The sequence below is a fragment of the Streptomyces sp. NPDC091387 genome (assembly GCF_044756945.1).
In the GTDB taxonomy this organism is placed as follows: Bacteria; Actinomycetota; Actinomycetes; order Streptomycetales; family Streptomycetaceae; genus Streptomyces.
In genome coordinates, this window is record NZ_JBIVTZ010000013.1 from 146,467 (window position 1) to 160,206 (window position 13,740).

Sequence of the window (13,740 nt, forward strand, 5' to 3'; positions counted from 1 at the left end):
GATCCGCCGCACAAACGGTCGCAGCTGATCAGTCACACACCCCCGATCCGCTCCGGCGCACAGAAGATCCCGCCCGGTCGTCGTGACCGGACGGGATCAGGAGGGGCGGCGGCGAAGAGGCGGATCAGACCCCGGTCAGTTCGACCTGGACCTCGACCTCGACCGGTGCGTCCAGCGGCAGCACCGCGACGCCCACGGCACTGCGGGCGTGCACGCCCTTGTCGCCGAGCACCGCACCGAGCAGTTCGCTCGCGCCGTTGATCACGGCGGGCTGGCCGGTGAAGTCGCTGGCCGAGGCGACGAAGCCGACGACCTTCACGACGCGTGCGATCCGGTCCAGGTCGCCCGCGACCGACTTCACCGCGGCGAGCGCGTTGAGCGCGCAGGTCTTCGCCAGCTCCTTGGCCTCGTCGGGCGTGACCTCCGCGCCGACCTTGCCGGTGACGGCGAGCTTGCCGTCCACCATCGGCAGCTGGCCCGAGGTGTACACGTACACCCCGGTCTGCACGGCCGGCTGGTACGAGGCCAGCGGCGGCACGACGTCCGGCAGGGCCAGACCGAGCTCGGCGAGCTTCGCCTCGACGGCGCCCGCCACTACTGCTTCTCCCGCTTCAGGTAGGCCACGAGCTGCTCGGGGTTGTTCGGGCCGGGAACGACCTGGACCAGCTCCCAGCCGTCCTCGCCCCAGGTGTCCAGAATCTGCTTGGTCGCGTGCACGAGAAGGGGCACGGTCGCGTATTCCCACTTGGTCATGGCCCGACTGTAATGCCTGTGCAATCCACGGGACGCGCAGCCTCGTGCGTAGCCTGCGGTACGACTGGTTAGGCTCGAATACGTGAGCAGGTTCCAGGTCGTCAGCGGCAAGGGCGGTACCGGTAAGACCACGGTTGCCGCCGCCCTCGCGCTCGCCCTCGCGACCGAGGGCAGGCGCACCCTCCTCGTCGAGGTCGAGGGCAGACAGGGCATCGCCCAGCTCTTCGAGGCGGAGTCCCTCCCCTACGAGGAACGCAAGATCGCCGTCGCACCGGGCGGCGGGGAGGTGTACGCCCTCGCGATCGACGCCGAGCGCGCACTCCTCGACTACCTCCAGATGTTCTACAAACTCGGCAGCGCGGGCCGGGCGCTCAAGAAACTCGGCGCGATCGACTTCGCCACCACGATCGCGCCCGGTGTCCGGGACGTCCTGCTGACCGGCAAGGCGTGCGAAGCAGTGCGCCGCAAGGACAAGCAGAACCGGTTCGTCTACGACTACGTGATCATGGACGCCCCGCCGACCGGCCGCATCGCCCGCTTCCTCAACGTGAACGACGAGGTGGCCGGGCTGGCCCGGATAGGCCCGATACACAATCAGGCCCAGGCCGTGATGCGGGTGCTGAAGTCCCCGGAGACCGCGGTCCATCTGGTGACCCTGCTGGAGGAGATGCCGGTCCAGGAGACCGCCGACGGGATCGCCGAGCTCCGGGCGGCCGAACTGCCGGTGGGCCGCGTCATCGTGAACATGGTGCGCCCGCATCTGCTGGACGAGGACGCGCTGCGCACCGCCGCGGGCGGCCGCCGCAAGGAGATCGCCAAGACGCTGACCCGGGCGGGCGTGACCGGCGCCGCGGGCCTCGTGCGCCCGTTGCTCGAACAGGCCGCCGAGCACGCCCAGCGGGTCGAGCTGGAGCGGGAACAGCGCGCCGTGCTGGCAGGCCTCGGACTGCCGGGTTACGAGCTCCCGCTGATCGGCGAGGGCGTGGACCCGGCCGGGCTGTACGAACTTGCGATGGAGCTCCGTAAGCAAGGTGCGGGCGAAGGGCCGGCGGGACAAGGGATGAGTTCATGACAGCGGACAGAATCCGGAACGCGGACGCGGACGGGAACGGGGACAGGGACGCGCACACGGACGCGGACAGGGCCACGGCCGGGACAGTCGACTCGGACGGAAACGCGGACGCTGCCGCAACGGCAGACGCTGACGCCGTCCCCGCCCTGGACACCGACGCTCTCCTGGACGACCCGGACATCCGGATCATCGTGTGCTGCGGTTCGGGCGGCGTCGGCAAGACCACGACCGCCGCGGCGCTCGGCGTACGCGCCGCCGAGCGCGGGCGCAAGGTCGTCGTCCTCACCATCGACCCGGCCCGCAGGCTCGCCCAGTCCATGGGCATCGAGACGCTGGACAACGTCCCCCGCCGGGTCGAGGGCATCGAGACACGGGGCAGCGGCGAGCTGCACGCCATGATGCTCGACATGAAGCGGACCTTCGACGAGATCGTCGAGGCGCACGCGGACGGCGAGCGGGCCCGCGCGATTCTGGAGAACCCCTTCTACCAGTCCCTGTCGGCCGGTTTCGCGGGCACGCAGGAGTACATGGCGATGGAGAAGCTCGGTCAGCTCCGGGCGCGCGAGGAGTGGGACCTGATCGTCGTCGACACCCCGCCGTCGCGTTCCGCGCTCGATTTCCTGGACGCGCCGAAGCGGCTCGGCTCGTTCCTGGACGGGAAGTTCATCAAGCTGCTGATGGCCCCCGCGAAAATGGGCGGCCGGGCCGGGATGAAATTCCTCAACGTGGGCATGTCGATGATGACCGGGACGCTCGGCAAGCTGCTCGGCGGCCAGTTCCTGAGGGACGTACAGACCTTCGTCGCCGCGATGGACACCATGTTCGGGGGGTTCCGTACCCGCGCCGATGCCACGTACCAGCTTCTCCAGGCGCCCGGCACGGCGTTCCTCGTCGTCGCGACGCCGGAGCGGGACGCGCTCCGCGAGGCGGCGTACTTCGTGGAGCGGCTGGCCGCGGAGGAGATGCCGCTGGCAGGTCTGGTTCTCAACCGGGTGCACGGCAGCGAGGCCGCCCGGCTCTCGGCCGAGAGCGCGCTGGCCGCCGCAGAAAATCTTGATGCGACCGGCATTGTGGATCAGACGACCGGGAAGGCTGGACTTCGTGAGCCCGCCGACTCCCCCGCGGCCGGGAGCGCACAGACCACGGACACCTCGGACACCGCTGGAGCCGCCACCCCCGACCCGTCCGCCGGAGCCGCCGATCCCTCGGAACACGCCTCCGCTTCGGAGCACGCCTCGGAACACGAATCCGAACCGACCTGCGTAGAACCGACCTCCGTCGAGCAGCTGACTGCCGGTCTGCTGCATCTGCACGCCGAACGGATGCAGGTGGTCGCGCGCGAACAGCACACGCGCGACCGGTTCACCGCGCTGCATCCCGAGGTGGCCGTCACCGCGGTGGCCGCGCTGCCCGGAGATGTCCATGACCTCGCGGGGCTGCGAGCCATCGGGGACCGGCTCGCGACCGGTTCCGCCCCGGCCGGAGCTGCGTAGCCACCCCGTCATCCGTAGTACGCGCGTATGACGCCTCAGGACGTCCGTACCGCGTGGTCCACCCCCCGCGGACCGGACCGGCCGTCCACCGCCCGGGGCTACCCCACGGCGGCGAACGTCTCGTGCAGTTCGTCGTCCTCCAGCCCGATCGCCACGGGCAGGATGCCCGTGGACCGCTCGTACTCGCTGCGCGCGGTCTCCAGCAGCCGGCGCCAGGACGTGACGGTCGGACGCCTGCGCAGCAATGCGCGGCGCTCCCGCTCCGTCATCCCGCCCCACACGCCGAACTCGACGCGATTGTCCAGCGCATCGGCCAGGCACTCGGTCCGCACCGGACATCCGGTGCACACCGCCTTGGCCCTGTTCTGCGCTGCCCCTTGTACGAACAGTTCATCCGGATCGGTAGTGCGGCAGGCTGCCTGCGCACTCCAGTCGGTTACCCAGCCCATCCCGGCGCCGTCCTCTCCCGAATCGAGGCTCCCCCACGGCGACAGCGGCATATTCACCGCTGCCAGTTGAGGACGTTACGGAAGGTGGCGACAGCACAACACCCCCTTCGGGCCCAATCTTGAATGGCCCGAACGGACTATGCGTATGCGGCAGATCACCCAGGGGAGTGAGGTGAGGACATGCACGACTATCCCGGCAGAATCGGGACAGACCATCTGAGTCACAACGGACGTTCGATGACACACGAGGCGATTTCGGGGGCGCCTGAATCGTGGCCGGGTCGTGCACGGGCTCATGCAGGGGGGTTGATACGAAACCGGACTGCTGTGACAGTTGAGAGCAGCTTAGGCCAAGGCATATACGTGTGTCCGGCGAATGAGAACGTAGGCTGCCCCCATGCCAAAGAAGCGCTCGGGCGGGGGTCTCACGACGACCCAGCAGGCCGCCAAGTTCCTCGGTGTCGCCGCACTCTCCGGAGTGGTCCTGGCGGGCATCGCGCTGCCGGCCGCCGGAGCACTGGGTCTCGCCGCCAAGGGAACGGTCGACGGATTCGACGAGATCCCGGCCAATCTGAAGACTCCGCCGCTGAGCCAGCGAACCACGATCCTGGACAACCAGGGCGGCCAGATCGCCACGGTCTACTCGCGTGACCGCACCGTGGTGCCGCTCAAGGACATCTCCCCGTACATGCAGAAGGCGATCATCGCGATCGAGGACGCCCGGTTCTACGAACACGGCGCGGTCGACCTCAAGGGCATCCTGCGCGCGATGAACCGGAACGTGCAGTCGGGCGGGACCGCGCAGGGCGCGTCGACCCTCACCCAGCAGTACGTGAAGAACGTCTTCGTCGAGGAGGCGGGCGACGACCCGGCCAAGGTCGCGGAGGCCACCCAGCAGACGCTCGGCCGCAAGGTCCAGGAGCTCAAGTACGCGATCCAGGTGGAGGAAGAGCTCGGCAAGAAGAAGATCCTGGAGAACTACCTCAACATCACCTTCTTCGGACAGCAGGCGTACGGGGTCGAGGCGGCCTCGCAGCGCTACTTCTCGAAGTCGGCGAAGGATCTGAAGGTGGAGGAGGCGGCGCTGCTGGCCGGCATCGTGCAGTCGCCCAGCCGCTACGACCCCGTCAACGACACCCAGGAGGCGACCAAGCGTCGCAACACCGTCCTCCAGCGGATGGCGGATGTCGGGAACATCTCGAAGGGCGAGGCGGCCAAGGCCCAGGCGACCCCGATCAAGCTGAAGGTCAAGCGGCCGCAGAACGGCTGCATCACCGCCGTCAGCGGCTCCGGCTTCTTCTGCGACTACGTACGGCAGATCGTCACGGGCGACCCCGCCTTCGGCAAGACCGCGAAGGACCGGGCCAAGCTCTGGGCGGTCGGCGGGCTCACCATCAAGACGACGCTGGACCCGCGCTCGCAGGCCGCCTCCAACGAGGCCGCCACGTCCCGGGTCAACAAGGACGACAAGATCGCCGACGCGGTCGTGCAGGTGAAGCCCGGCACGGGCCAGATCATGGCGATGGCCCAGTCCCGCCCGTACGGGCTGGACCAGTCCAAGCACCAGACGGTGCTGAACCTCAACGTCGACCACAAGATGGGCGGCAGCTACGCCGGCTTCCAGGTGGGTTCGACCTTCAAGCCGATCACCGCGGCGGCGGCGCTGGAGAAGGGCATCAGCCCGGCGCAGAGCTTCACCACGGACCACCAGATCTCCCTGCCCGGTGAGAGCTTCCGCACGTGCGACAACAAGCCGGCGGACAACCGCCCCTGGGACGTGTCGAACGAGCTGGAGGAGGAGAAGGGCACCTTCGACATGACCAGCGCGCTGGGCAAGTCGATCAACACCTACTTCGCGAAGCTGGAACAGAAGGCCGGTCTCTGCGAGACCCTCTCGATGGCCGACAAGATGGGCTACATCCGCGGCAACAACAAGCCGCTCCAGGCGGTCGCCTCCACCACCCTCGGCGGCCAGGAGTCGACACCGCTGGCCATGGCCTCGGTGTACGCCACCTTCGCCAACCGCGGCAAGTACTGCTCCCCGATCGCGATCCTCTCGGTGACCAAGCCGGACGGCAAGCAGATGGCGGTACCGAAGTCGACGTGCACGCAGGCCATGAGCGAGCACACGGCGGACACCATCAACCAGATGCTCAAGGGCGTCGTGGCGGACGGCACCGGGCAGCGGGCCGGTCTGGACGACCGTGACAACGCGGGCAAGACCGGTACCACCGACGAGCGCAAGAACGCCTGGTTCGTCGGCTACACGCCGAACCTGTCCACGGCGGTCTGGGTCGGCAGCGACGGCGCCACGCAGCTCCCGATGAGCAACATCACCATCGGCGGCCAGTACTACGAGGACGTCTGCGGTGGCTGTCTGCCCGGTCCGATCTGGAAGACGGCGATGACCGGCTCCCTGAACGCCTCGGAGACCCCGGCCTTCAACGCGGTCGACGTACCGCGGTCCAAGCCGAAGGAAGAAAAGGACAAGAACAAGGACCGGGACAAGAACAAGCCGGGCGACGGCGACAACAAGCCCGGTGGCGACGACCCCTTCCCCGGCATCAGCATCCCGCCGGACCTGAGCGGCGGGAACGACGGCCACGCCCGCGGTGAGGACAACGGCGGGTCGCAGGGTCCCTGACCTGTCACTGCCGTACACATGAAGGTGGGGCGCCACCCGGTCCGGGTAGCGCCCCACCTTCATGTGTACGGCCTTCCGCGGCTGTACCGGATCGCGGCCGGCTGTACCGGATCGCGCGGCCGCCTCAGCCCGCGAGGAGCTTCTTGACGAGGACGGCGACCCGGCCGCCCTCCGCGCGCCCCGCGACCTTCGGGTTCACGATCTTCATCACGGCGCCCATCGCACGGGGCCCCTCGGCACCGCCGGCCTTCGCCTCGTCGACGGCGGACGCCACGATCGCGGCCAGCTCGTCGTCGCTCAGCTGCTGCGGGAGGTAGGCGTCGAGCAGCTCGCCCTCCTTCTTCTCCCGCTCGGCCTGCTCGGTCCGGCCGCCCTGGGAGAAGGCCTCGGCCGCCTCGCGGCGCTTCTTCGCCTCCTTGGCGATCACCTTCTGCACCTCGTCGTCGGAGAGTTCGCGGGCCGACTTGCCGCTGACCTCCTCCTTCGTGATCGCGGTGAGGGTCAGCCGGAGCGTGGACGAGGTCAGCTCGTCGCGCGCCTTCATGGCCGTGGTGAGGTCTTCCTTGAGCTTGGACTTGAGCGTGGTCATGGGGTGATTGTGGCAGGTGCGGGGTGCCCACCGCCCGCCGGTTTTCCTGTCGGCACGTGCTGTCTGCGACGATGGGCGTATGCGCGCACGCTACGGAGTACCCCTGAAAATCACGGCGGTCACCGCCGCGGCCGGCGCCGTCGGCCTCGCCTACGCGGCCGGGTTCGAGGCCCGCTCGTTCCGCCTGCGAAGGGTCACGATCCCCGTACTCCCGCACGGAGCACGTCCGTTGCGCGTGCTCCAGGTCTCCGACGTGCACATGGTGAGCGGCCAGCGCAAGAAGCGCGCCTGGCTGCAGTCGCTGGCCGGGCTGCGCCCGGACTTCGTCGTGAACACCGGCGACAACCTCTCCGACCCGGAGGCCGTACCGGAACTGCTCGACGCGCTCGGACCCCTGATGGAGCTCCCGGGTGTGTACGTGTTCGGCTCCAACGACTACTACGGACCCAAGCTCCGCAACCCCGCCCGCTACCTCTTCGAGAAGACCGCGGGCAAGCACGGCCTCAACGGGAACGCCCCGGCGGTCGGCGTCGTCCACAACCCGTGGGAACCCATGCGGGACGCCTTCGACGAGGCGGGCTGGCTGAACCTGACCAACACGCGCGGCCGCCTCAAGCTCGACGGCCTGGAGCTCGCCTTCACCGGCCTGGACGACCCGCACATCAAGCGCGACCGCTACGCGGAGGTCTCGGGCGGCCCCGAGTCGGGCGCCGACCTCTCCATCGGCGTGGTCCACGCCCCCTACCTGCGCTCCCTGGACGCCTTCACCTCGGACGGCTACCCGCTCATCCTGGCCGGCCACACCCACGGCGGCCAGCTCTGCATCCCCTTCTACGGAGCCCTGGTCACCAACTGCGACCTGGACACGGACCGGGTGAAGGGCCTGTCCTCCCACTCGGTCGACGGCAACCGCGCCTACCTCCACGTCTCGGCCGGCTGCGGCACCAACCGCTACACCCCGGTCCGCTTCGCCTGCCCCCCCGAGGCCACACTGCTGACCCTGACGGCCCGGGACGCGTAGCCCCTCGTACACCATCCCCCTCGCGCTCGCGCGCACCCTGGGCACGTACCCCACCCCGGTACCGCTCACCCCCACCCCGATCGGCACAAAAACCGGATTTCGTCTCCGGCCGCCGGTGGGCTAAAGTAATCGATGTCGCCGGGAAACCGACGACGATCGGGGTGTAGCGCAGCTTGGCAGCGCGCTTCGTTCGGGACGAAGAGGTCGTGGGTTCAAATCCCGCCACCCCGACAGCCGTAAGACCAGGTCAGGGGCCTGATCCACTTAGTGGATCAGGCCCCTGAGTGGTTTCCGGGGGCGTCTTGGGAGCCGCTTGGGAGCCAAGTGCGGGAAGGCGGCTCCCCAGGCCCCGGCGCTGGAAGGGGCAGCCACCGCGCAGCAAGACGTTCAGACTCCCCTGTCTCGAAGGGGTCGCACTGAGCGGGCCCTCGACAGACAATGCAGTACGGTCGCGCTCATACGGGTAGGCACAGAGAGGAAGTTCCCCCTTGATCTTGGACAGCGGTTGTTTACGCTGCGGGGGTGAATTCGTGGTGGGGTGAGGTACCCGAACTCGGGGTGCTTGCGGAGCCTGGTGCGGTTGTACTCGACCCTCGATGAAGCGGAAGACATCGGCGCGGGCCGCCTCACGGCTCTCCCAGACGGCGGTGCCGATCTCCGCTTTCAGTAGACCGAAGAAGCTCTCGGCTGCGGCGTTATCGTGGCATATGCCGGTTCGTCCCATGCTCTGTCTCAGGTTCAACTCCCGTAGCTCGCGGCGGAATTCGCCACTCGTGTATTTGCTTCCGCGGTCGGTGTGCATGATGCAGCCGTCCTGAAGGTCGCCGCGGCCGGCGGCCATCCGCAGCGCGTCGGTGACCAGCTCGGCACGGTGGTGTTCGGCCATCGCGTACCCGATCACCTCGCGCGTCGCCAGGTCCATGACGGTCGCGAGATACCACCAGCCCTCGATCGTCGGCAGATAGGTGATGTCGCCGACGAGCTTCGTGCCGGACCGGGTAGCGGTGAAGTCGCGTCCAACCAGGTCCGGAGCCGGTGCGGCCTTGGTGTCCTGCTGCGTCAGGTGGCGGCGTCTGCGGCGGGTGACGCCGCGGATGTCGCGCTCGCGCATGATCCGCTCGACCTTCTTCCGGTTGATCGCATGACCCTTGCGCCGCAGCGCGGCGTGCACGCGCGGGGCGCCGTAGGCACCCCGTGAGGAGGCGTGGATCTCCTCGGCCAACTCGTCCTCGGCACACTGCCGTTCGGCCGCTGCCGGCCGGTCCGCCAGCCAGGAGTAGTAGGTGGAGCGGTTGATCTGGAGCTCTTCCTTCTCCGCCGTGGTCAGCGCGCCGGGCGCCCCCTCGCCGCGGTCGGCCTTCGCCTGCTTCACCCAGCCGCGAAGCCCCTCCGGACTCACACCGAGTTCCCAGGCGACCTCGGTGACATTCCGCTCTGACGACCGGACCAGCGCCACCGCGTCCCGCTTGAACTCCGACGTGTACCGCTTACTCATGTTGCTCTTGCCACTCAACCTGGACTGCTTCCTCCGGGACCGATCCGTCCCAGTATCAGGCTGTCCAGTTCAGAGGGGTAACTTCACCTTCAAGACCACCCGACGCCACCACATCCCAATGCCCCGACAGACAGAACAGCACCCCCGGGTGACGGGGGTTCGGTACTACCGCGCCGGGGCTGACCGCAGGCTGCCGCACCTCGGACGGACGCTGTTCCGGCAGGCGGCACGAGCACCCTTTCTGCCACGCACGGTGAGCGGATGGTTCGTCGCCTCGGAGATGCCTCCTCCGAACGCCAGACCCAAGTCCTCCACAGGGCAGCGGATCCGAGGCCCGACGCCGAACTGCACGGGCTGATCGGCCTCTTCAGTACCCTCGACAGCACCAGTCGCCACGTTGCCACCAAAGAACCTAAGCCATATCATTCCATTCGCGATTGCGAACAGAAGGCACGCTGGGTTCGAGAATTGACGAACGGGGGAGGGCCCGTGGCCGTATTAATGGCCGCAGCGGCACTGTGGGGCGCGCTGCAACTGTTCACTCTTGCGTGGCCGACGCGTTCGGTGCGGCTGTCGACACTGCTGCTCGCCCTGATGGTCGGGATCTACGGATGCGGCACCGCAACGGCGCTGATCGAGGTGGCCTACACGCGCCTGTACGCGGATCAGTCCGGCCACCCGCTGACCGAGATCGTGAACACCACCAGCTATACCGTGGCACCGTGGGTGGAGGAACTCCTCAAGCTGAGCCCGCTGTTGCTGGCCGGCCTGTATGCCAAGGTGCGCCGCCAGTGGGGGCTGACCGACTTCGTGGTGCTCGGATCTGCGATGGGTGCCGGGTTCGGACTGCTGGAGGCGTTGCTGCGGTTCGGCGGCGAGGCCAAGCGTGCGATCCCGCGCCCGGGCGGCGGATGGGTGATTCCCGACGGCTTCTCCCCGCCCTATGTGCCGGGCCTGAGCCAGGTGTTGACCAGTTGGCTACCGGCCCCGTTCGCCACCGTCGAGATGGGACAGGCATCGGCTTCGGTGACGTTCTCGCACCTGGTGTGGACGGCCATGGCCGCCCTGGGCGTTGGCGTGCTGCTGCGCGGCCGCGGCTGGCAGCGCCTGCTATCAGCCGTGCCGATCGGGGGCGCTGTCGCCTATCACACGCTCAACAACTACGCAGCCCAGCACAGTGAATCCACTGACGCGCTGCACTGGTTGGAGACGCTGGACGCCAAGGCGTGGATGATGCCGCTGCTCTGTCTGGCCGCAGCGATGCTCGTGGACCTGCACCGACTTCACCGCGGTAAACTCCTCATACCCGGCATATTACTGACCGCTGAACGCCGCGATGGCGACAGCGCCGCCGCACTGGTCCGTTACGCCGCCTGGCGACCGCCCTGGACCCTGCTGATCGCGCTCCGCTTCATCCGCTTACGCCGCGCCCTCTGCTACGCCTCAACTCTGCCACCCGCAGAAATTCCGCACCCCGCTTCTCGCCAGGTGCCGCCCGTAGCACCCCTGCGACACCCGACCGCCCACCCCTCAAGTGGAGCCACCGAAGACCTGGGCCGTCTCACAGCGCGAATCGCAGCCCGCATCGACGCCTCCGACCATGCGGATGCCTGGAAGGACCTCGATATACGCGGCTTGCTGCGCGAAACTCGGGCGCGCGCTGGGCGCCGCAGATGGCTGCTCCTCATCCCGTGCCTGCTCGCCCTCCCCTCCCTGGTCTTCCTCGGCATTGGCTCCTTCCACTCCCAAGCCGACCTCCAGCGCTACATCTCCACCGGTCCGCGCCCGCGCATCCTGCTCTACTGCGCGATGGCAGCCCTGGCCTGGATCGCCTGCCTACTCGCCGCCCTGCTACGCACCTGGCGAGCTACGGCCGCCCAGCCCATCGGTGAGCACTTGGCCCTCCACCGCTTCCGCATCACCACCGCCCTCGGCTCCGCCACCACCGGCACGTACCTCCTCCGCCGCGGCTTCGACAACGCCGACCCCACCGGCACTCTGACCCCCACCGCACACCTCCTGGAAGCCCTCAACCAAGCAGCATTCTGGATTGGCCTCCTGCTCCTTCTCATATCCCTTGCCGCCCTCTTCCCGCCAGGCGCCGGCCTAGCCATGGCGGGAGGCGGCGCCATGGCCGGAGGCATTGCCACGGCCGGGATCACCGCCGAAGCCGCCATGAACGCCGCCCTTCTGGGCAGTGCCGGGATCGTCCTCATGGCGGCGGGGAGTCAGGGAAGCGGCTGGGGCGAGACCACCTCATCTGGATCCAGCGGAAAGGGTTCTGGGTCAACTGGAAGAAGGGGGAAGTGGCGGGCGCGAGAAGATATCGAAGGCCCTGCTGCGGGGAAAGAGCTACGCTTTCCGCATTCTCGGCATACCGTCTCGGGTTCAGGCACCGGCACACCCAAAGCCAAGAACAGCGTCATCATGCGCGGCCATGAAGGAGAGGTCGCACAGGACATCGAGGGGATCGCTGCCGGGCGAGCAGCGTGGAACAAGAGCCTGTCGCGCTACGAGATAAATGGCCGTACATACGGGATAGAAGAGAACGGTACGATATTTCCTACAGGCGGACCAAACATAGTCAATCTGAACCGAGTTGAGTACGGAGCCTTGAAGCAGATCGTCCGGGCGCGCGGCGACATTTCAGCAGCCCCACAGCTCGCAAGAGATCCAAATTTTGCGCGAAACCCGGAAGCCATCGAAAAGGCTTTGAAGATCTACAACGGGATCATTCCATGATGTATAACCTGCTGGTTGCCGGCGCGATGGAATCACGCATACTGGTATCCGTTCTGGCATCATCCTTTGACGTGAGTGTCGCGGATGTGGATGTATCCGACTCCTTCGGTGATCCCGACCTGAGGAACTGGGAAGCCGCCGTCTCATGCCAGTACAGCGCCCTTCGCGGTGACCTCTCTTGGGGGTTGGACATCTATGCGCAGGAGTTTGTTGCCGACCCTCCCTCAGAATCGGTGTTGGCTCAGCGTGTAGCCACAGCAACCGAACTGGTGGTCCTCTTCCCTGCCGAGTCGATGCCGCCAAGCGCCTACTGGGCAGCCACCCCCGAAGGAAACATCACGCGGGTACGCCTCTACGAATCCGACGAAGAATCCCCCGTATACGTGGTTGATGCCGTGGAAATCCCGGTTCGACAGCTGCCGAACGCAAAGGTGACGAGGATCCCGGAGGTTGTGCGGGAGTTGAGGATACCCACTCCCATCACGGACAGCTTCCGCGAGCAAATGCCCGCACACTTCCTGACCCAGCGTGGTCCTGAATGGAAGTTCTCGGACGATCTGGCAGCGTGGGAAATGCTCGTCGCCCACATGGCATCGAGGTGGGCCGGTTCGGGCTGGTGCCCCCCGGACATCTACCGGGAGCGGCTGGCCGCGCGAGACGGACTGACTACCGTCCCTCACACCCTTCCCCCTCCCGCTGCGGCCGTACTCCAACAGGGGCTTCAGCACCTGGACAGCACCTACACCCACCTCACCACGGAGGACCCACAGGGCTCACTGATCGGAATACTCCTGGGCGCGGAGGCGCGTGGCAGGCAACTGGGCTGGTGGTGGCACCGGCGGCCCGAACCACTGCCCTGGTAGTCGGCCACCGTACGGCTGCCCGCGTTGAGACGAAGCCGTCCGGGCCCAACCCGCAACCGTCACGGACATGCTCGGCGGGCAGTTCCCCAAGGCCAGAAAGAGAAGCACCGGATCCAGCGGGATCCGTCCCTGCGTTCCGCCGCGGATCGAGATCACGTGCTGATCGCCGAGCTCATGCGCAAGCTCGACGACGCACGCCGACTGTTTCCCGGGGAGCCATTTGGGAGCCGAGCCACCTTCCAAGCCCCTTCGAGACAACCCGACACCACCCCACTCCAACGCCCTGACCAGCCAAAACAGCAAACCACCCGGTGGCAGTCACGCCCGAACCTCATTCGGGACGAAGAGGTCGTGGGTTCAAATCCCGCCACCCCGACAGCCAAAACAGCAGGTGAGGCGCCTACCGGATTCGGTGGGCGCCTCACCTGTTTCTGCGTGCGCGACTATCCGCGCGACCAGCGCTCCGGAGGCGGTACGGAAGCGTGCCGAAGATGACGCACACGCCGCGCCCGGCTCAGCCCCCACGGCCGAGGTGAAGACGAGCGCGCTTCCTTGCCACGGGTCACCGGCGGCCGGACGCTGCCGGGCCTGAGGAAGGTCCATTTCTGATCGGCAGAAT

Annotated in this window: 11 protein-coding genes and 1 tRNA gene; 7 read left to right on the forward strand and 5 right to left on the reverse strand. The window is 67.5% G+C overall.

Translation table 11 applies throughout. The features are described from left to right. Window positions 1-124: 124 nt before the first annotated feature. The gene (locus tag ACIQM0_RS26670) at window positions 125-595 is read right to left on the reverse strand and encodes a RidA family protein (protein ID WP_401291110.1); all 471 of its coding nucleotides are present in this window, start codon (window positions 593-595) and stop codon (window positions 125-127) included. Continuing rightward, window positions 595-753 (reverse strand): DUF4177 domain-containing protein, encoded by a 159-nt coding sequence (locus ACIQM0_RS26675; protein WP_003991873.1) that lies wholly within the window; start codon window positions 751-753, stop codon window positions 595-597. Before ACIQM0_RS26675 ends, ACIQM0_RS26670 begins: the two co-directional genes overlap by 1 nt. 82 nt (window positions 754-835) lie before the next feature. Here ACIQM0_RS26675 and ACIQM0_RS26680 point away from each other — a divergent pair, with 82 nt between their 5' ends. Then, the gene (locus ACIQM0_RS26680; RefSeq protein ID WP_401291112.1) at window positions 836-1,825 is read left to right on the forward strand and encodes an ArsA family ATPase; all 990 of its coding nucleotides are present in this window, start codon (window positions 836-838) and stop codon (window positions 1,823-1,825) included. Next, on the forward strand, window positions 1,822-3,318 hold the full coding sequence (locus tag ACIQM0_RS26685; protein ID WP_401291114.1) for an ArsA family ATPase: 1,497 nt from the start codon (window positions 1,822-1,824) through the stop codon (window positions 3,316-3,318). The genes ACIQM0_RS26680 and ACIQM0_RS26685 overlap by 4 nt, the downstream gene beginning before the upstream one ends. A 98-nt stretch (window positions 3,319-3,416) precedes the next feature. Here the strand turns inward: ACIQM0_RS26685 and ACIQM0_RS26690 are convergent, their stop codons facing one another. After that, on the reverse strand, window positions 3,417-3,767 hold the full coding sequence (locus ACIQM0_RS26690; RefSeq protein WP_018551136.1) for a WhiB family transcriptional regulator: 351 nt from the start codon (window positions 3,765-3,767) through the stop codon (window positions 3,417-3,419). Between the two features lie 397 nt (window positions 3,768-4,164). On the opposite strand from ACIQM0_RS26690, the gene ACIQM0_RS26695 reads away from it, so the two are divergent. Beyond that, window positions 4,165-6,411: a transglycosylase domain-containing protein gene (locus ACIQM0_RS26695; RefSeq protein ID WP_401291117.1), complete on the forward strand. Its 2,247-nt coding sequence runs from the start codon at window positions 4,165-4,167 to the stop codon at window positions 6,409-6,411. A 124-nt stretch (window positions 6,412-6,535) separates the two neighbouring features. Here ACIQM0_RS26695 and ACIQM0_RS26700 read toward each other — a convergent pair whose 3' ends face one another. Further along, window positions 6,536-7,000, reverse strand: a complete 465-nt coding sequence (locus ACIQM0_RS26700) for a GatB/YqeY domain-containing protein (RefSeq protein ID WP_363031088.1) — start codon at window positions 6,998-7,000, stop codon at window positions 6,536-6,538. A gap of 79 nt (window positions 7,001-7,079) precedes the next feature. Between ACIQM0_RS26700 and ACIQM0_RS26705 the strand changes: the two genes are divergently transcribed. Both ACIQM0_RS26705 and ACIQM0_RS26710 read left to right on the forward strand, forming a co-directional pair. Beyond that, entirely contained in the window at window positions 7,080-8,021 is a 942-nt protein-coding gene (locus tag ACIQM0_RS26705) for a metallophosphoesterase (protein ID WP_385039249.1), read from the forward strand. A gap of 157 nt (window positions 8,022-8,178) precedes the next feature. After that, a tRNA-Pro gene (locus tag ACIQM0_RS26710) sits at window positions 8,179-8,252 on the forward strand. A 16-nt stretch (window positions 8,253-8,268) separates the two neighbouring features. On the opposite strand, the gene ACIQM0_RS26715 is transcribed toward ACIQM0_RS26710, so the two are convergent. Then, a complete protein-coding gene (locus tag ACIQM0_RS26715) occupies window positions 8,269-9,534 on the reverse strand; it encodes an IS3 family transposase (RefSeq protein ID WP_401291119.1) in 1,266 nt (421 codons plus the stop codon). A gap of 243 nt (window positions 9,535-9,777) precedes the next feature. Between ACIQM0_RS26715 and ACIQM0_RS26720 the strand changes: the two genes are divergently transcribed. Both ACIQM0_RS26720 and ACIQM0_RS26725 read left to right on the forward strand, forming a co-directional pair. Beyond that, window positions 9,778-12,258 carry a PrsW family glutamic-type intramembrane protease gene (locus tag ACIQM0_RS26720; RefSeq protein ID WP_401291121.1) on the forward strand — a complete coding sequence of 827 codons (2,481 nt, stop codon included), beginning with the start codon at window positions 9,778-9,780 and terminating at the stop codon, window positions 12,256-12,258. Beyond that, a complete protein-coding gene (locus ACIQM0_RS26725; protein ID WP_401291124.1) occupies window positions 12,255-13,121 on the forward strand; it encodes a hypothetical protein in 867 nt (288 codons plus the stop codon). The genes ACIQM0_RS26720 and ACIQM0_RS26725 overlap by 4 nt, the downstream gene beginning before the upstream one ends. Window positions 13,122-13,740: the final 619 nt, after the last annotated feature.